This window comes from Chromohalobacter sp. 11-W, assembly GCF_029889905.1.
Classification (GTDB): domain Bacteria; phylum Pseudomonadota; class Gammaproteobacteria; order Pseudomonadales; family Halomonadaceae; genus Chromohalobacter.
The window spans coordinates 26,026-43,961 of sequence record NZ_JARANZ010000016.1; the positions used below are offsets into that span (position 1 = coordinate 26,026).

21 protein-coding genes are annotated in these 17,936 nt (G+C 62.3%); 8 read left to right on the top strand and 13 right to left on the bottom strand.

The features are described from left to right. Window positions 1-13 precede the first annotated feature (13 nt). Both OP494_RS16720 and OP494_RS16725 read right to left on the bottom strand, forming a co-directional pair. On the bottom strand, window positions 14-2,155 hold the full coding sequence (locus tag OP494_RS16720; RefSeq protein WP_280542650.1) for an FAD-dependent oxidoreductase: 2,142 nt from the start codon (window positions 2,153-2,155) through the stop codon (window positions 14-16). Window positions 2,156-2,398: 243 nt separating this feature from the next. After that, window positions 2,399-2,956 (bottom strand): carboxymuconolactone decarboxylase family protein, encoded by a 558-nt coding sequence (locus OP494_RS16725; RefSeq protein WP_280542652.1) that lies wholly within the window; start codon window positions 2,954-2,956, stop codon window positions 2,399-2,401. A gap of 180 nt (window positions 2,957-3,136) precedes the next feature. On the opposite strand from OP494_RS16725, the gene OP494_RS16730 reads away from it, so the two are divergent. Then, window positions 3,137-3,805 carry a haloacid dehalogenase type II gene (locus OP494_RS16730; protein ID WP_280542654.1) on the top strand — a complete coding sequence of 223 codons (669 nt, stop codon included), beginning with the start codon at window positions 3,137-3,139 and terminating at the stop codon, window positions 3,803-3,805. Between the two features lie 94 nt (window positions 3,806-3,899). Then, the gene (locus OP494_RS16735; protein ID WP_280542657.1) at window positions 3,900-4,202 is read left to right on the top strand and encodes an EthD family reductase; all 303 of its coding nucleotides are present in this window, start codon (window positions 3,900-3,902) and stop codon (window positions 4,200-4,202) included. Here the strand turns inward: OP494_RS16735 and OP494_RS16740 are convergent. The 10 genes from OP494_RS16740 to OP494_RS16785 form a co-directional block, all read right to left on the bottom strand. Continuing rightward, window positions 4,192-5,103, bottom strand: a complete 912-nt coding sequence (locus tag OP494_RS16740) for an AraC family transcriptional regulator (RefSeq protein WP_280542660.1) — start codon at window positions 5,101-5,103, stop codon at window positions 4,192-4,194. The genes OP494_RS16735 and OP494_RS16740 overlap by 11 nt on opposite strands. Then, entirely contained in the window at window positions 5,100-5,318 is a 219-nt protein-coding gene (locus OP494_RS16745) for a zf-HC2 domain-containing protein (protein WP_348521708.1), read from the bottom strand. Before OP494_RS16745 ends, OP494_RS16740 begins: the two co-directional genes overlap by 4 nt. Further along, window positions 5,315-5,923 (bottom strand): sigma-70 family RNA polymerase sigma factor, encoded by a 609-nt coding sequence (locus OP494_RS16750; RefSeq protein ID WP_280542662.1) that lies wholly within the window; start codon window positions 5,921-5,923, stop codon window positions 5,315-5,317. Before OP494_RS16750 ends, OP494_RS16745 begins: the two co-directional genes overlap by 4 nt. A gap of 77 nt (window positions 5,924-6,000) precedes the next feature. After that, window positions 6,001-6,633, bottom strand: coding sequence for a TIGR04282 family arsenosugar biosynthesis glycosyltransferase (locus OP494_RS16755; protein WP_280542663.1), 633 nt, complete (start codon window positions 6,631-6,633; stop codon window positions 6,001-6,003). Next, window positions 6,623-7,327: a TIGR04283 family arsenosugar biosynthesis glycosyltransferase gene (locus OP494_RS16760; protein WP_280542664.1), complete on the bottom strand. Its 705-nt coding sequence runs from the start codon at window positions 7,325-7,327 to the stop codon at window positions 6,623-6,625. Before OP494_RS16760 ends, OP494_RS16755 begins: the two co-directional genes overlap by 11 nt. Window positions 7,328-7,335: 8 nt before the next feature. Beyond that, window positions 7,336-7,683 (bottom strand): glutathione S-transferase N-terminal domain-containing protein, encoded by a 348-nt coding sequence (locus tag OP494_RS16765; RefSeq protein ID WP_280542665.1) that lies wholly within the window; start codon window positions 7,681-7,683, stop codon window positions 7,336-7,338. An 18-nt stretch (window positions 7,684-7,701) separates the two neighbouring features. Next, a complete protein-coding gene (locus OP494_RS16770; protein ID WP_280542668.1) occupies window positions 7,702-8,370 on the bottom strand; it encodes a DUF3047 domain-containing protein in 669 nt (222 codons plus the stop codon). Beyond that, a complete protein-coding gene (locus OP494_RS16775; protein WP_280542670.1) occupies window positions 8,367-9,041 on the bottom strand; it encodes an ATP-binding cassette domain-containing protein in 675 nt (224 codons plus the stop codon). Before OP494_RS16775 ends, OP494_RS16770 begins: the two co-directional genes overlap by 4 nt. Before the next feature lie 16 nt (window positions 9,042-9,057). Continuing rightward, window positions 9,058-10,770, bottom strand: coding sequence for an ABC transporter permease subunit (locus tag OP494_RS16780; protein ID WP_280542671.1), 1,713 nt, complete (start codon window positions 10,768-10,770; stop codon window positions 9,058-9,060). Further along, window positions 10,767-11,972, bottom strand: coding sequence for an ABC transporter substrate-binding protein (locus tag OP494_RS16785; protein WP_280542703.1), 1,206 nt, complete (start codon window positions 11,970-11,972; stop codon window positions 10,767-10,769). The genes OP494_RS16780 and OP494_RS16785 overlap by 4 nt, the downstream gene beginning before the upstream one ends. 200 nt (window positions 11,973-12,172) lie before the next feature. On the opposite strand from OP494_RS16785, the gene OP494_RS16790 reads away from it, so the two are divergent. The 6 genes from OP494_RS16790 (at window position 12,173) to OP494_RS16815 (ending at window position 16,760) form a co-directional block, all read left to right on the top strand. Then, window positions 12,173-14,497, top strand: a complete 2,325-nt coding sequence (locus OP494_RS16790; protein ID WP_280542672.1) for a hypothetical protein — start codon at window positions 12,173-12,175, stop codon at window positions 14,495-14,497. 60 nt (window positions 14,498-14,557) lie between these two features. Then, complete coding sequence (locus OP494_RS16795; RefSeq protein WP_280542673.1) at window positions 14,558-14,986, top strand: DoxX family protein; 429 nt, start codon at window positions 14,558-14,560, stop codon at window positions 14,984-14,986. 44 nt (window positions 14,987-15,030) lie between these two features. Then, complete coding sequence (locus OP494_RS16800) at window positions 15,031-15,306, top strand: hypothetical protein (protein ID WP_280542674.1); 276 nt, start codon at window positions 15,031-15,033, stop codon at window positions 15,304-15,306. A gap of 70 nt (window positions 15,307-15,376) precedes the next feature. Continuing rightward, complete coding sequence (locus OP494_RS16805) at window positions 15,377-15,622, top strand: hypothetical protein (RefSeq protein ID WP_280542676.1); 246 nt, start codon at window positions 15,377-15,379, stop codon at window positions 15,620-15,622. A 71-nt stretch (window positions 15,623-15,693) separates the two neighbouring features. After that, a complete protein-coding gene (locus tag OP494_RS16810; RefSeq protein WP_280542678.1) occupies window positions 15,694-16,248 on the top strand; it encodes a DinB family protein in 555 nt (184 codons plus the stop codon). Next, window positions 16,245-16,760, top strand: a complete 516-nt coding sequence (locus OP494_RS16815) for a DUF302 domain-containing protein (protein WP_280542680.1) — start codon at window positions 16,245-16,247, stop codon at window positions 16,758-16,760. The genes OP494_RS16810 and OP494_RS16815 overlap by 4 nt, the downstream gene beginning before the upstream one ends. A 40-nt stretch (window positions 16,761-16,800) precedes the next feature. On the opposite strand, the gene OP494_RS16820 is transcribed toward OP494_RS16815, so the two are convergent. After that, window positions 16,801-17,898: an aminoglycoside phosphotransferase family protein gene (locus OP494_RS16820; RefSeq protein ID WP_280542682.1), complete on the bottom strand. Its 1,098-nt coding sequence runs from the start codon at window positions 17,896-17,898 to the stop codon at window positions 16,801-16,803. Window positions 17,899-17,936: the final 38 nt, after the last annotated feature.

Consider the following 17,936-nt stretch of genomic DNA (forward strand, 5'->3'; position numbering starts at 1 on the left):
CGGCGAGACACGCTCAGCCGCCACGCCGCCAACGAAAATAACGCCCTAACCAGTCGAGCACCCGCTCGGGCTTGTGGGCGTTCTTCCACGCGCCTGCGGTGCCTTTGACGGCTTCTGAAAGAGTTGGGTAGGGGTGAATCGTGCCGAGCAACTTGTTGAGCCCGATGTTGTGCTTCATGGCCAGCGTCAGTTCCGCCAGCCATTCGCCCGCGTTTTCGCCGACCAGAGTGGCGCCGAGGATACGATCCTTGCCGGGCACCGTGAGGATCTTGACGAAACCGGTAGTGGCGCGCTCGGCGATCGCTCGGTCGCTCTCGGCCATCGCGTAGCGGGTGACCTCGTAAGCGACGCCCTGAGCCTTGGCTTCACGCTCGTTGAGACCCACGCGCGCCACTTCGGGCTGCAGGTACGTCACCGCGGGCATGATGCGGTAGTCGACCTTGAAGCGCTTGAATTCGCCGAACAGGGCGTTGACCGCGACATGCCAGGCTTGGTGCGCGGCGGCGTGGGTCAACTGATAAGGGCCGGCGACATCGCCGCAGGCCCAGATGTTGGGCAGCTTGGTCTGTAGCTGCTCGTTGACCTCCAGGGTCCCGTTGTCGCGAGTGGCAATCCCCAGCGCTTCCAGCCCGAGCCCATCGACATTGGCCTGACGACCGACGCTGACCAGCAGGCGGTCGAAGGGAATGTGCGTTTGGCGACCGTCGGCTGTCTCGACGAGAAGCTGGTTTTCGCCGTCCTCGGCCGTCACTGCCAGTACCTGGGTACGGGTCATGACCTCGAGGCCCTCGTCGACGAGCAGATCGGCCACAAGCTCGCCGACCTCGTCATCCTCGCGCCCTAGCAACCGCTCGGTTCCCTCGATCAGCGTGACCTGGCTACCCAGGCGGGCGAAGCTCTGGCCGAGCTCGCAGCCGATGGCGCCACCGCCCAGCACCACTAGGCGACGCGGCTGTTCGGTCAGCATCCACAGGTTCTCGGAAGTCAGCACGTCGATCCGTTCGATGCCCGGAATCGGCGGCACCTTGGGCGTGGCCCCGGTGGCGATGACGATATGCCGGGCCGTTAGTTGCTTGCCGTCGACATCGACCGCCCAGGGTGACGTCAGCCTTGCCGTACCGCGTTTCACCTCGACGCCCAGCCCGGTATAGCGTTCCTCACTGTCATGGGGTGCCACCTCCTCGATGACACGTCGCACATGGCCCATGACCTCGCCGAAGTCGATCTGTGGCGCCCCCGCGTGGATGCCCAGTTGCTCGGCATCGCGCACGTTCTGAGCTGCCCGCGCGGCACGAATCAGCGCCTTGGAGGGCACGCACCCGGTATTGAGGCAGTCGCCCCCCATGGCGTCGCGTTCGACGAGTGCGACCCGGGCGCGTACCGCGCTGGCGATGTAGCTGGTCACGAGCCCCGCCGAGCCGCCGCCGATCACCAGCACGTCGACATCGAAGTGCTGGGGTTTGGTGTATCCCCGGTAGCGCTTGCGGCGTTGCAGCCAGTCCACGACCCAGCGTGCGATCAATGGGAAGACGCCGAGCAGGGCGAAGGAGAGCAGCAACGACGGTGAGACGACGCCACCCAGCGACTGCAGCTCGCCAAGTTGTTGGCCGGCATTTACGTAGACCAGCGTGCCGGGGATCATGCCGATCTGACTGGCGATATAGAACACCGAGGTGCGCAGCCGGGTCAGGCCCATCGCCAGGTTGATGACGAAGAATGGGAAGATCGGCACCAGTCGCAGGCTGAACAGATACAACGCCCCATCGCGCTCGATGCCGCGATTTATCGTCTCGACTTGCCGCGCGAAGCGGCGTTCGATCCACGCCCGAAAAAGCGTCCGGGAGACCAGAAAGGCCAAGGTGGCGCCAACCGTGCTCGCGAAGGAGATGATCAGGAATCCCCAGCCCAGGCCGAACAGGGCTCCCCCCAGCAGCGTCAGGAAGGCGGCGCCGGGCAGCGAGAGCGCGGCGATCAGTACATACACGAGGAAGAAGCCGCCGGCGACGAGCCAGGGCGCATCGGCGAACCATCGATCGAACCGTCCTTGCAGCGACTTGATGGACTCGAGCGTCAGGTAATCGTCGAAGCCGCCCGCGAAAAAGGCCACGATCGCCACCAGCACCACGCCCAGAATCACCACGCGATAATGTTTCAATCCATCCCCCTTGTTCCTGCGCTGATCGGCAGATATTGACGTTGCCGGTGACGCGATACCCGAGCGCCGGTCGCCAGAACCATGCAGTGGCCCAGCGTGGCGACGCGTTCAGGAATTGAGTCGTGCCACGCCCTTGATCCTTACACGTGATAGCCGTGGTCGCCACGAAAAAGGCGATATACCGGTTCCGGTATATCGCCCGATTTCTCTTACGCAGCCGCCAACACCGTGCGTTCACACTTATCAGGCACGCGGATCCTGCCATTCGAGCGACTTGAGCTCGTCATTGAGTGGCGTACCGGCGATATGATTGGTGTAGTTGGACAGCGTCTTGAGGCTGACGGCAATGACCAGTTCGAGCAACTGCTGTTTTTCGAAACCGGCCTCCAGAAACGCCTGAACTTCGCCGTCCTCGGCCCAGCCCCGCGCCTCGACGAGATGCTTGGCGAAGCGCGCCACGGCGTTGAGCTTGGGATCGTCGGGGTTTTGCAGCTCGCGGAGTTTCTCGATATCGCCCTCCGGCACCTTGGCGGCATTCGCCCCTCCCGTATGAGCCGCCACACAGAAACTGCAGCCGTTGACGGAACTGATAGCGAGTAGTGCGACCTGTTGCTGTGCCGGCGTCAGGCTAGTCCGTGAGTAGATGCCATCCAGCGTCTGATACGCCTCGAGTAGCGCCGGGGCCTCCGCCATCTTGGCGAATAAGTTGGGCAAGAACCCCATCTGCTCTTGCGTGCTTTCCAGGCGTTCCTTGGCTTCTTGGGGCGCGCTGTCGACCGTATGCAAGGTGAAGTCCGTCATGTCGTTCTCCTGATCGATGAATCATTTCACCAGCAAGGTTAGCGCCCCTGGAAACGAATGAAAGCCACTTCACGTCTCTATTTCATGTCGCAACGTCCACCATCTGCCTACAATCACTGCAAACCGTCTCCATGCGTGCTTGAGTGGTGGAATCCTTCACCATGACAGCGGAACGTAAACATGATTCTGGTATTCGATATCAACGAAACTCTGCTTGATACTGCAGCGTTGGCACCGTTCTTCGATGAGGTTTTTGGCGATCCAGCAGTGCGCACTGAATGGTTTCTGACTCTGGAGGAAACCTGGATGACGGCGACACTGACGGGGCGTTACCTACCGTTCGGGCATTTAGCGAAAAGTGCCTTGCGTCAAACCGGATGGCGGCATGGAGTTGAGATAAACGAGGCTCGTCAACACCGGCTCATCGAATTGCTGATGACGCTCCCCGCGCATCCCGATGTTGCGCCGGCGCTGGCAGCGCTACGTGCTAAAGGGTATCGGCTGACTGCCCTGACCAATGGCACCTCAAATGCCGTACAACACCAATTGTCCCAGGAAGGTCTCGAGGCGGCTTTCGATGTCATTCTCAGTGTTGACTCTGTCGCTTGTTACAAGCCAGGACAGCCTGCCTATCAACACGCCGCCGATCATTGGCAAGTATCGCCTCGCGAGTTGGTCATGATCGCGGCTCATGGTTGGGATTTGATTGGCGCCGCCAGCGCGGGCTGCAAGACTGCTTTCATCGCGCGTCCCGGCAAGGTCATCGACCCGCAACTGTTTCAGCCCGATTGGCAAGCCGACTCGCTCACGGCCCTGAGCCAGCAATTGATGGCGGAAGTTTCTCCCTAGCCTGAAACGGTAACGTGAAGATGTAAGGTATAGAGGCATCTAGCGACTGAAACGAAGTGTATATTCAATTCGTATCTATTCTATGGAGACCACAATGATCGATGTCATGGTTGCCTACCCGAACCAGAATGATCTTACCTTCGATGATCAGTACTACTTGGATAAACATGTTCCTCTTGTCGAGGAAAAACTAGGAGAACATGGCCTGCGTTATGCGAGAATTCATCGCGGTACCGATGCCGCGTCTCCTTACCACTTAATTGCCCATCTGGGATTCGATTCGGCGGAGGCCTTCGAGTCCGCGTTTGATGCCGTTGGCCAAACACTCATGAACGATGTTCCCCACTTCACCAATGTGGAACCGGTGTTGCAGGTCAGCGAGGTGGTCATTCCGTAGCGTGCGTTTTGAGACGTGAGGGCGGCACGCCCCTGATCCTCTTGTAGGCCTTGCGAAAGGTGGATTCCGAGCGATAGCCGCTGGCCAGCATGGCCCCTACGATGCTCTCGCCATTGGCGAGCGCTTGGTCTGCCAATATCATGCGTAGCCGGCCTTGATAGCGCGCCACAGTCGTTCCCACGACGCGATGGAAACGTTCGCTGAAACTCGAACGGGAAAGCCCGACGGTGTAGGCCAGTTCGCGCAACGTCCAGTCGCGTCGCGGATCCTCGTGCAAAAGCTTGAGTGCACGGCTAACGGGAGAGTCCAGAAACGCCATCAGGTGACGCTGGTCGAGCAGCCGCGTCTCTAGGCAGTGGCGCAGCATCAGGATCAGCAGGGCATTGGCCAGAGCATTCGTCACCGGCCCATGGCCGGGTGCATCGCCATTGGACAGCTCCTCGGCAAAGGCCTCGACCGCATTCTGAAACGCCCGCCCACGCGCCTGCCGAGGAATACGCACGATACGCGGCAACGCACCGAACCAGGCCGGGGGAACATCATGCACGAAGCGAAAATGACCACAGATCAACCCCACGCCGGGTCGCGAACTGCGTAGCGGTACCACCTGCATCGGCGTGTTGGTAGACATGCCCTGAGGTGTTAATTGGTGCGGCGCATCACTGGGGAAAAACGCCAGATCGTCAGCCTGCAAATGCTCCTCGCCCCCGTCATGCCAGGTAAGACGACACTGCCCCTCGGTCACCAGATGAAAGCTCGGGGCGACGGCATGTTCATGCGACAGCAGCCAATCGCCGCATTGCTTGGCGACATGGTAGAAGTCACTACCGAGAAAGATGGGCTTCAAGAGTGCGGTCAACGGATCCCGAGCAATCTCTTCTGCATTTTCGCTATGCGTCATCGAGACCCTTCGCCTGAGTCGGATGGGTACACCGGGGCCTGATGTTCAAACGCTCGTCCCGCGTCATGAATCAACTGGAATTGATGATTGCAGTTCTTGCAAGCGCCGCACATAGCCAGGTGAAACTTCAATGACATTCGTTCCTGTAAGCCAAGCGGTGCATCAAGCTTCTTCGACATGAGGCGTGTGGCCTCACGGCACATCAGCATTTTCATGAGTCGGCCTCCGCCAGCCAACCCTTTTCCAGGCACGCGCGCAACAACAGGCGGCCACGATGGAGGATGACCCAGCAGTTATTTTCCTTGATACCCGCCTCCTCGCAGATCTGACGCGTGGAAAGTCCCATGAGTTCGCGCATGGTGAAAATGCGCGCGATATTTTCGGGCAGTGCAATCATGCAGCTATCGAATACTTGCCAGAACCGCTCACTGGCGAGCGTGCTTTCGGGATCGCCCCAACGTTTGGGGCGCGCCATTTCCTGCCATCTCCCCGTCGTCTGAAACTGACTTTCCACGGCTGCCTCGAGACCGTCATCGTCCCATGTCTGCCATTTCCCGCGACGCTTCTGGGCACGCAGTGCATCGAGAATCTTGTGCTTCAGGATGCCGAAGACCCAGGTTTCATAGCCGGACTTTCCTTCAAAGTGCGCATCCTTCTCGACGGCGGTGATCAAGGCTTCCTGCACGACGTCATCCGCCTCGGACGCATCGCGTAATTGGAGACGCGCGAAGGCAAGTAAGCGTGGACGTACCGCCGCCAAACGGCGTTGACGCTCGCCGGAGTGGCCCGCGTCACATGATGAATCAGGCCTTGCTGCCATGACGCCTCTCCCATTCAATGATCATGACTCATCATGGCAATAAAACACGTCATCCACCACTCGCCTCAGGCCAGTATTCATGTCGCAGCGTCCAGCATTCGCCAGCGCTCAAGATCGCGCGGCGTATCGACATCCCATACCGTGCCGGGGCAGGCCACGCGAAGGCCCAGTTCTCGCGCCCTTGCGAGGGTTTGCGCTGCCACCTCGCTGCCACCCCAGGCCATGTCCGTGAACATCTCTGCGGGGAGCCGATGGCCCCCGATCAATGCATAACCGCCGTCCTCGGCGGTTAGCATCACCAGGTCGTGATCAATCAGCGCCTGCGCACAGCGATCCAGCAGAGCCGTCGTCAGCACCGGACAGTCGCTGCCGATCAGAAGCGCCGGGCCTCGTTGGGCGGACAAGGCGGTATGCATCCGCTGCCCGAGATCGCCCGATGGCTGGGCATGCAGCGCGATGCTATGTCGCGCCGCCAGCGCTTCGAGCAGCGGATGGGTCGGCTCCAGCCCCGCCCACAGTTGTATCCGTGCGGCGGGAAAGGTCTGGCGGGCCACCTCGAGCGTGCGTTCGAGCAGCGCGACATGCACGTCGCGCGCCTGCTCGGCATCGAGTGCCGGCATCAGCCGGGTCTTGACCTTGCCGGGGATCGGCGCCTTGGCGAACACCAGCAACGTAATCTCGGTGCCAGAGATCATCGCGTCAGCGGACATCGGTGTACTCTCCCGCCAGGGTCCAGGGCGATACACCGCACCAGTAGCGAAGGCGCAGCCACCACATCGTGACGATGGTGCGTAACGGGCCGTGCTGCTGCCAGCGCCGCGCGGACGTGGTCACCCGCGGGGCGAGGCAAGCCGGCGCGGACAGACGACGCAGGCGGCGACTCATTTCGATATCTTCCATCAGCGGTTGATCGGGAAAACCGCCCGCGATGTCGAAAGCTTCGCGGGTCATGAAGATCGCCTGGTCGCCCGTGGCGATGCCGGTGAGGCGCGAGCGGCGGTTCATGCTCCAGCCGACCAAACCCGCCAACGCGAACCCGCGCTCGATCTCGACATCGAAGCGTCCCCAGCACGCCGGGCCCTTCAGTGCCCGGTCGATCAGCAGATCGGCGCGACGCGGCAGGCGCGTATCGGCATGTATGAAGACCAAGTGTTCTCCCTGACTTTCCTGGGCGCCATGATTCATCTGCCGAGCCCGGCCGCACTGGCTCTGCAGTACGCGATTTGCCAAGGGGCGCGCCAGCGCGACGCTGTCGTCGTCGCTGCCGCCGTCGACGACCACGATTTCGACACCGCAGACCCACAACGGCAACAAGGCGGTCAGGCAGGCCTGGATCGTCGCGGCTTCGTTCAACACCGGCACGATGACGCTCAACCATGGCGTTGCCGGGCTTTCTTGTGCCATATCCTCGCTCATGCGGACGGTGATACTGTAAATCGATGTTTCAAATGCTCGACGATATCGCTGGACTCATAAAGCCAGGTGGTCGTCCCGTCTTCGTCGATCCGCAGGCACGGCACGGTCTGTTTACCGCCGCCGGCCACCAATTGCGCTCTGGCAGCGGGATCCTTGTGGATGTCATGCATCGTGATATCGACACGCAACTTGGTTAGGGCACGCCTGACCTTCCAGCAGAAAGGGCATCCCTCGAAATGGTAGAGGGCCAGCTTGCGCGCCTCGCGATCGGCCTCTTCCTGGGCTTGTGGAGACCGCTCGGGCGTGTCTTCATCTCTCAACAACCGCCGTATCATTGCCAGCATGCTGCTATCTCCTTTGATTCACCCCGGACAATTCGGGGGCATCGGCGAGTCGGAGAAGCCGACGCCGTAATACCAGGCGGTGGCGTCGCCGCCCGCGTTGTCACCATCGCTCATCAGCGCCACGCCGCCGATCTCGCTGGCGGCCTCGCCGAACAGCGCCTGGTAATCGGCGCTCACGTCGCGTACTTCCGCTCGCCATTCGCCGACCGGTGACTGCTCACCCTGAAGGGCCAGCAGCATCGCCCGGTCGGTGAAGGCATTCGGCCAGCGCGCCCCGATGGCCTGATTGGAGGACCATACGTAGTTTACCGATTGCACCTGCCACGGCAGCAGGCCCGTCTTGCGCGCCACGTAGAGCCGGGCGGGATAGTCGTCGCCGGCCTGGGCGCGCTCGTCGAGCCCCGCATAACGAGCATCCACCTTCCAGCACCAGTGCAAATAAGGGGTCTCACTCAAATCGATCTCGCGCTCCAGGTACTTAGCGGAAGCCTGGCCCCGCGCATTCGCCTCGAGCACCTCGGCGCCGTTGTCACGAACCACCGCGTAACGCGTCCGCCCCTCGAAGGTGCGTGTCTCCCAGGTGGCCATTTCCTGGGCGGAAAACGCGATCTCGGCGGCCGCAGCGCTTGTCGAGAGCGCCAGGCCTCCCAGTGCAAGTGCTCGGCCCACCCAGTGATGCCTCATCATGTGCGCGCCTCCTGATCGGTGGTCCCCATGGCGATGCCTCGTTCGGTCAACCTCAGGATACGCCCGCCGGTCGCCTGGGCGTCGGCCTCGTCGTGCGTCACCATCAGCGTGGGCAAGCGAGAGTGACGCACGCGCTCGAAGACCCAGTGGCGGATCTCACCGCGCCGCTCGGCATCCAGCTTGGAAAACGGCTCGTCGAGCAGGATTGCGCGCGGCTGTGACAACAGCACCCGCAATAGAGCGACCCGTGCCTTCTGCCCACCGGACAACGTCGCGGGATCGCGCTTGGCAAACGCCTCCAGCCCCACTGACGCCAACGCTTTTTGAATTCGCTCACGGCGTTGCCGGCGCGTGCCTTCACGCACCATGCCGAAGGCCAGGTTGCCCGCCACGTCAAGATGCGGAAACAGCAGCGGATCCTGAAAGAGTAGTCCGACATGACGCTGCTCGGCGGGCAGCGTATCGATACGCGTGTCATCGAGCAGTACGCGGCCCTGCGCCTGAAAGGCCGGGCTTAAAAAGCCCGCGATGTACGCCAGCAGGGTGGATTTGCCGACGCCGGAGGGCCCCATGACGGTCAGTACCTCACCGGGTTCGACCGTGGTATCCAGGCTCAGCAAGCGGTGCTGGCCCTGTTCGATGACGATGTCGTCGAGAATCAATGACGCCATGGCGTGAGTCCTTGCTTCAATCGGCACTTGGCAGCAAACCGCGCCGCCGTCGAAATAAATAGCGCGGCACCAGCATTGCCAGCAGGAACCCCAGCGCCGGTAGCAACAATTGGAGTAGGGCATAGATGGCGGTCAGCCGTCGGTCTCCGCCGCTCGCCAAGTTGACCGCTTCGGTGGTCACCGTGACTACGCGCCCCGCCCCCAGGAGGATAGTGGGCAGATACTGTCCGATGCTCACCGCAAAGCCCACCGCCGCCGCGGTCAGGATCGGCGCCAGCAACAACGGCAGGCGCACGCGCAGAAAGATCCGCCATGGCCCGGCGCCAAGACTGCGTGCCTGCTGGCTCCAACGTGGATCCAGGCGTCGATAACTTTCCGCCAAAGACAAGAAGACGTAGGGCAGCACGAACACCGCATGCCCGACGATGACCGCGCCCAGACCGGGCCGAACACCGACTTGCGCCTGCATCATCACCAGCCCGAACAGAAACGCCACCGAGGGCACCAGCAGCGGCAGGTAAAGAATCAGTTGCGCCCAGGGGCGCATCGGCCGGCGGCGCTGGGTCTCCGCCTCCAGCGCCCCCAGTACCAGCACCACCGACATCAGAGTCGCGGCGAGCGCGACGCCGAGCGATTGCCACACGGGGGAGATCAGCCCATCGACGGCGTTCAGCCAGTTGTGTGCGGTCGGTGGCCATGGCAGGAAATGCGGGAACGGCCAATATCCGGCTACCGACCACAGCGCCAATCCTGCCAGTCCTGCCATCATCAGGCCCAGCACCGCGCGCATGGCCAGCCAAGCTACGCCGCCCAGCCAGCGGTCGCCACACTGGCGACGCCCGTCTCGACACCAGCCCCGGCTCGCGCGTGCCACCAGGCGCTCCAGCGACCACCAGGTCAGCAAGGCGGCCAGCGTCAGCAGCAGTTGCAGCATCGCCCCCGCCGAGGCCATGAAGCGCATCGACAGCGCGGGGTCGTGGAGCCAGCCAACCACCGCCACTGCCAGTGGCGGCGGGGTCGTGGGGCCCAGGATCATAGCCACGTCCACCGTCGAGGTGGCAAAGGCGATCACCGCGTAGAGGGGCAATCGCAGCAAGGGATAGAGCCCGGGCATGACGCCCTTGAGAAAGGCTGTCAATGGGCGATAGCCCAGACTGCGCGCCACGGTCAAACGCTCGCCAGCCTGGCACTGTACCAGCGCTGCCAGGCTCATCAGCAAAAGGAAGGGCACTTCCTTGACGACTAGCCCCAGGATCAACGATAGCCCCCAGGCGTCGCCGGGAAACGCATAATCTGGGGGATAGGCCCAACCGCTCAACCAGGGCGAGATGCCCCGTGCCGCCCATCCCGTGGGTGCCAGCAGAAAGGCCAGGCCGATTGCCGCCGCCGCATGGGGCACTGCCAGCAGCGGTGATAACCAGCGCTGAATCCGTCGGTACAGCGGTGTTTGCAGAAAACTGCCCAGAAACAGCACCACTAGGCCCAGCGATAGCGCCGCGCTGGCTAGCCCGGTCACGAAGCTGAGCCGCGCCATGTCGAACAAACCCGGCACCTGGGCGAGCTGCCGCCACGGCGCCAGCGAGAGATGGTCGCCGCCAAGTGCCGGCAGCCAGCCAAAGGCCGGCGTCAGCGCCCCGAGCACGCCGGCGGCCACTGGCACACTGAGCAAGGCAATGGTGAGCCAGGGTAGCGTCCCGACGATGAGTCGGTAGGTAAAGGCCGCGTTCATTGCGCGCCGTAACGCTGCCGCCAGGCCTGTTCGAGAGGCTCAATCCATGAAGGATCGGGTTCGCGCAATGTCTCGCCGAGCGACGGCGGTGGCAGGCTATCGGCGGCCCGGCCATCGCGCTCGAATGCCTCACGTTGCGCGGGGCTCAGGTGCGCCATGTCGAGTACCGTGGTGTCCCCCCATACCGCGAGATCCTGCTTGTGGGCCTGTGCCTCGGGCGACAGCAGAAAGTTGGCGACCGTCAGTGCGCCGGCCTTGTGCTGGGCATTGAAGGGAATGGCAACGAAATGCACATTGCCCAACGTACCGTCGTCGAGGATGTAACTGCGCGTGGTCGGTGGCAGTTGATAATCGAGCACTGCGGCGGCCGGCGCCGAAGGCGTGAAGGTGAATGCCAGGCTCAACGCCCCGTCGCCCATCAGCTGACGCATTTGGGGCCCACCCGCGGGGAAGCGTTCTCCGTCGCGCCACAGGTTGGGATGCAAGCGGTCCAGGTACGCCCATAACGGTGCGGTGACAGCGTCGAAATCGGCCTCGTCGACTGGCGCATAGAGCACCTCGGGGTTCTCGGTCAACGCCAGTAGTGCCTGCTTGAGGAAAGTCGTGCCCAGGAAAGCCGGCGGCTGAGGATAGGTGAAGCGCCCGGGATGCGCCTGGGCCCAGTCGAGCAGCGCGGTAATGCTGCGCGGCGGCTCATCGATACGCGCGCTGTCGTAATAAAAGGTAATTTGCGCGCGGCCCCAGGGCGCTTCGTATCCCTCGACCGGTAGCGTGAAATCCTCGCGCACCTCGGGGTGTTGTTCGGGTGCGGTCAGCGCGAAATGGGGCAATTGCTCAGCCCACGGGCCATAGAGCAGATCATTGCCCTTCATGGCGGCGAAGTTCTCGCCGTTGAGCCAGATCAGGTCGACCGCGCCCTGGTCTTCGTTACCCGCCGCCTTCTCGGCTACCACGCGGGTCACTGCTTCGCCGGTATCGCCCACCTTGACGTGCTCGAGATCGATGCCATAACGCTCGCCGACTTGCTCGGCCACCCAGTCGATATAAGTATTGGTGCGCGGATCGCCACCCCAGGCATTCCAGTACACGGTTTGCCCCCGAGCGGCTTCGGTCACCGATGCCCAATCGGACAGCTCGTAGGCCTGGCTCATCGTCGGCAACAGCGACAACGCGGCCATCAGCAAGCCTCGCGAATAATTCATGCCTTTCTCTCCTCGATTGATCACCGCCTTGGTCGAGGCGCGGCGACATTCCTTACATGACATGCCGGGGATTCCTGCGCCGGTATGCCCTGTCTATTCACCGGCTCCACTTGCCACCGATACGTTGCGTGAATTCTGTAAGGTTACCTGCCTATTCCCGACTCAAGGGCATATCACAACATCAAAACGGGGATAGGGACATGACCAGACCATCGTCTCGAACGCGTCGCTACTGGCTTGGGGGCAAACGCGCCGACGAGCAGGACCGTTTCTTCCGCGAGGCACTCGAAGCGCGCGGCTGGAGAGCAGGCAATGCTGAGGACTGGCAAGCGGGCTGGTTCACCGGCACCCCCGACATGGCGCAATTTCTCAAGCTGACGCCAAGGCACCGGCTCAATCATCTGCCCGGCAACAATGCGCTGACGCTGAAAAGCCGACTTTATCAATCGCTGGCGACACTACGCGAGCGAATGAGCGAGCGCTTCGGCCCGCATTCGTCACAGGTCGCGCGACTCGACTTCTTCCCGCGTGCCTATCTCATGCCCGATGATTACCACGCTTTGCAGGAGGCCGCTCTGGCCGATCCGGCACAGCGCTGGATCCTCAAGCCCACCAACGCTTCCAAGGGCAAGGGCATTCGCCTTCTCGACGATGCCGCCGACGCGCCCCGGCACGCCAACTGGCTGGTCCAGGAATATCTCGACGACCCGCATACCATCCGTGGTCATAAATACGTCCTGCGCCTTTACGTGCTGCTGGCATCGCTCGACCCCCTGCGCCTCTACGTCTATCGGCAGGGCTTCGCCAAGCTGGCGTCAGCCCCCTACGATCACGACGATACCGGCAACCTCTACAGCCATCTCACCAACCCCGACATCAACGCCCACAACACCGATGCCGAGGTGCCTGTCGAGTTCATCGACTTGGAGCGCTACCGCGCGTGGCTTCGCGAACAAGGGCATGATGACGACGCCTTGTTCGAACGCCTCCACGACCAGTTGACGCTCACCGTCATTGCAGCCATGGACAGTTTTCGCCAGCGCTGTGCCGAGGACGATATCGATAGTCGCGGCGGCTATGAATTGCTGGGTATCGATTGCCTGATCGACGCCGACCTCAAGCCCTGGATACTCGAATGCAACCTGAGTCCCTCATTGGGCGTTTGCGCTGGCCCCGACAGCGGTGGACCGCTGGAGGAAGCCATCAAGAGGCGCTTGGTCGAGGACATGGTCGAGCTAGTGGATATCGATGGCCATAAGGTCCCGACAGCCAACGACGAGTCACACTGCGCCGTGCTTGACGATACCCAACGCGAGCTGGCTCGCGCCGGGGATTTTCTGCGTCTTTACCCGAGCGCGACGCCCGCTGACTACCTGGCGTTCTTTACCCTGCCCAGCCGCCAGGATTGGCGACTGGCCGACGCACTGGGTGCACAAATCCCGGCCGGTCCCCAGCTGCAACGCGGCAATGTTTGCGAGTTGATCGATAACGACTGCCTGGCACTTTATGACACACAGCACGGAAGTTTGCTCTCGCTCAACGACAGTGCCGCGCTTATCTGGCTGCTGGCGAGCGAGGGCGAGACCCCAAATGCCATCGCCGATCATTTGTATCAGGCCAGCCAGATCGGCCACACACCGCCTGACCGCGACGCCCTGGAGCGCCACGTCTGGCAGTGCCTGGGGGATTGGTGCCGCCAGGGACTGCTGCAACAAGCACCGGTATACCAAGGCACGCCCTCACTGCACACCGTCCCGGCTCACGCGACTGCCACGACCGTGACACCGGCCTGTTTTTCCGTGGCAGGGCACGCCTGGGCCTTGCATACCGATAGTTCACCGGCACTGGCCCGTCTAGCGGGCGCGCTCACGTTACCGGAACCCCCCGAGGACCGGGCGTTGACGCGCATCGAACTGATCCAGGAGGCCTGTGGCTACGGCATCATGATCGGTACGGACCGGGTGGCCTCTCATCTCGGCCTCGCCGAGCTCGGCCCCCGCTTGATCGACGAGCTCGGTCGACGCGCGCTCGCCGAGGATCAGATGCTGATCGACACCGCGCTCCTGGTTCATCTCGATGCGCCCGATGCGGCCATTCTCGTGGCCATGACCGATGATGACTGGCAACCACTGCGCGCCCTGGTCGAACCGCTCGGCTACCGCCTGATGCGTGGTCTGGCCTGGCACCGTCAGGCAGGCGACCGAGTCCGGATGTTGACACTCCCCTTGGCCGCCCCTGGGGGACGACTCATCGCTCCCTCGCCCTGCCCGTCGCCCGAGCTGCACATCGTCGGGGCAGCGCTATGCAATGACGATACGACCGAGCCGATCCCGATTACGCTTCTCGCAACGCTGCTGCCGGCATCTCGGTATGCCGACAAGCGCCCGCCTGACGGGCACGACGTCACCGCACTGCTCGACTGGCTCGCGGCGCTGCCGAGGTTCTCGTTGCCCAGTAGCCATCCTGAGCTGGCGAGAGAGCGCTTGGAAGATGCCACATCGCATGCCTTAGCGACCGGATCGTGACACCCCACGCCGGCGCTCCGCGCCCGGCGTTATCTCATCGTCCCCCAGGAGAACCGACACATGATGACGTCAGCACTGAAAGCCTCCGCCTCTCTTCCCCACGCCTCATGGGCGCACTGGCTGCTGCGTGCGGCCATGGCAAGCGTCTTCCTGTACACCGGTGTCGACAAGTTCGCGGGCGCCGGCATCCAGGGCTTTGCCCAGATCATGGCGCTGCCCTGGATTATCGCTCTGGCCGTCGCCCTGGGCGAGATCGCCGCCGGGGCGCTGATTCTGCTCGGCGGGCTGGTCGCCGGGCCCGTGGGCGATGCCATCACCCGCGTCGGCGCCCTGTTGGCAGTGCCGATTCTGCTGGGCGCGATCTTCATGGAGCACTGGGGCCAGTGGCACTTCATGGCCACCGCCAGCCACCCGCTCGGCGGCATGATGTTTCAGGTCACGCTGATACTGATCGCCCTGTTTCTGATGGCCAGGGGCAATCACACCTGATCCCGATCATCACCATCCTGGCGACTCACCACGGAGAATACCTCATGACCCAGCATCCACGTCGCACCCTGCTCGATACCCTGTCACGCGGCATCGCCTACAGCGCGCCGGTCATTGCGGTTGTGGTCGGCGCATCCGCCATCAACGCTATCTATTCCGACCTGACCTCACCCTCGGGCTACTACATGTTTGCATCGGCTGAGGCCGGCCCCGAGGGCGAGGCAGTCGCGGAAGCTGGTCCCGAAGCAGAGGCAGGCGCTGAGGCTGGGCCGGAAGCAGAGGCCGGCCCCGAAGCCGAAGCGAGTCCCGAGGCCAATTGACGATGCGTCAAGGCCTCTTAGACGGCGGTGCCTCGCACCGTCAACTACTGCAGGAAAAAGGAGTGCAATCATGACACTACATGAAAGCAAGCGTCACACCCTGATGGGGCGACTGAGCCGGCAGGTGCTCTACACGACACCCATGCTACTGCTGATGTCCGCGCCGCTCGCCGCTCAGGCCGTCGCTGACGATGCCGTGGGTACCGGCAGCTATACCTCGCTGCAAGGCGGTGCCCCGCTCATGGCGAACGCCGAAGGCGAGGCAGAAGGCGAAGGAGAGGGGGAAGGAGAAGCCGAGGGCGAAGGTAGCGCCTGACATCCCCCACCACGGGGCGCGAGGTCGTCCATGGCCTCGCGTCCTGACTTGCCCCAACGGGAGTATGCGTCATGTCCACCCCTGCGTTGAACGCCTTGCTGGAGGAAGCCGCCGATACCCTGCGATCGTTGGCGACATTCGTGGCAACGCTGCCGGCGGCTCAGTACACCGCGCCACATGGCGCGGATGCCAGGCACTCCATCGGCAAGCATGTCCGACATATCCTGGATCACTACGAGGCGCTATTGGCCGGGCGATACGATGCCCAGGCCTTCACCATCGATTACGAGCATCGCCAACGAGACCCTGATCTCGAACGACACCCAGAAGTCGCGCGCGAGCATCTGCATCACCTGCGCGAGCGCCTGACCCGACTCTGGCAACGCGATACGGCCACGCACCGCCTCCAACTGACATATCGAGCCGGCGACCACATGTTCCCCTTGAACACCAGCGTCGAGCGCGAACTGGCCTTCTTGAACAGTCACGCCATTCATCACATGGCGATCATCGCCTTACTCGCCGACACTCAAGGTATCGAGGTCGCCGAGACGTTCGGCGTACACCCCTCGACACAGCGTCATTGGCAAAATAGCCGCCCATCACACCATGAGGTGACATCATGAAATCCCCGTTTCCCACCTCCCTTTGCCTCGTCCTGGCGCTCACATTGGCAGCCTGGGTATCGCCCGCCATGGCCGACACCCATTGGCCGCAGAAGGACTGGCACGTGATACCCACCGAACAGCGTTACAGCGCGCTGCTCGAGCATCTCAAGAGTGCCGTAGAGGCTAACGACATGGGTATCGTTACCGATGTTGGGCCGACCCAGGCCGCTGCCCAACGGGGTGTTGAGATTCCCGGTAACCGCGTCGTCGGCGTGTTTCGCAACGACTTTGCGGTCGATATTCTACGCTTGAGCGTACCGGCGATGATCGAGGCACCGATCCGCTTTTACGTGACCGAAAACCAAGATGGCACCGCGACGCTGGCTTGGAAACGCCCCAGCGCGATATTTGCGCCATATATAGCGCGTATCGACGATCCTGCCCGGGCCGAGTCATTGGCAGGCATCGCCGATAAGCTGGATACGATCTTCACTGACATCGCCGAAGTAGCTACCGCAAAAAGGCCGTGAGAGCGTACGCCCGGAACGATACATTTACACCCATGTGCCTTCAGCGGCTCCGGCTCAGCTCTCGGGAAAGCCGATGGTTGTCGTCACTGACTCGCTCAATGACCGACGTGGAAAGATAGTGTCGAGCTCGATCTTCTACATGGGCAATGAGTCGATCCTCGCTCAAGGTAGCGGACCAGTCCTCGCCTTGTGCCAACGAATCCCGCTCTTGGTGATGAAGCGTCAGCCACTTGGCGCACCAAGTAGTCGACCATAACCACATGGCCCGTCGCGTGGCCACCAAGGCTTCGACATCCATCACGTCATTGGTGGTGTACCGAGCCGCCCACCAGTGTCTATAAAAGTCCACCACGGTGGCGGTATCCAAGACGGCGTAACTCGCCGGATCCCATGTCGTGGAGGTATAAAGCGATGCATGGGCAAGATCCAACCCGGGGTGGCCGTAACGGCACTTCTCCAGATCGACCAGTACCGCCTTTCCCTCGGGCGTGATCAGGAAGTTACCAGGATGTGCATCGAAACTGATCAGGCAGCGTTGGGAATCGACACGCTTGGCGAGTTCATGATCATCGTCGAATAGGGCAAGCGCCGTGTCGATGCGACGTCTCGCCGAATCGGAAACCGGCGCGTTGTCGAGATAGTCAGCCTGCTCCAGTACTTCGTCGCGCATGGCCGTCCAGGGAGAATGTGGGCTGGCCAAGGGTGGACGCTCATCGACTGGGGGCACAGCGATCTCATGAAGATGTGCCAGCGCCTCCCCGATTGCCGGCAAGTCGTCGGGCAACTTTGCTGGCCGCCCCTCGATGGCGCTAACGAGCAGGCCGCCGCGGGGAAAGTCGGCACTGATTGGCAGGATGGCGTGGAGATCCGGTGTATGGCCGCTCTGTGCGGCGCGTCGAAAACAGTTCGCCTGATAGTCTAGATTGGTCGCCGGGTCGAGCTGCATCTGACTCTGCTTGGGCAGTCTTGCTATCCAATCGGGACCGGTGTCACGCGAGATCCAGACATGATCATGTGCTAGGCCGGTATCCGGCAGCGCGGCGAGACGAACGACCGTGTTGTCGATGGCGATCAAAGCCTTGTGCAATTGAGATAGACGTTCGACAGAGAACAAGGAGGAGGGCGTAAAATCGACCAAGGAAGAGACACTCCTGGGGAATGGGTTAGCTGCTACTG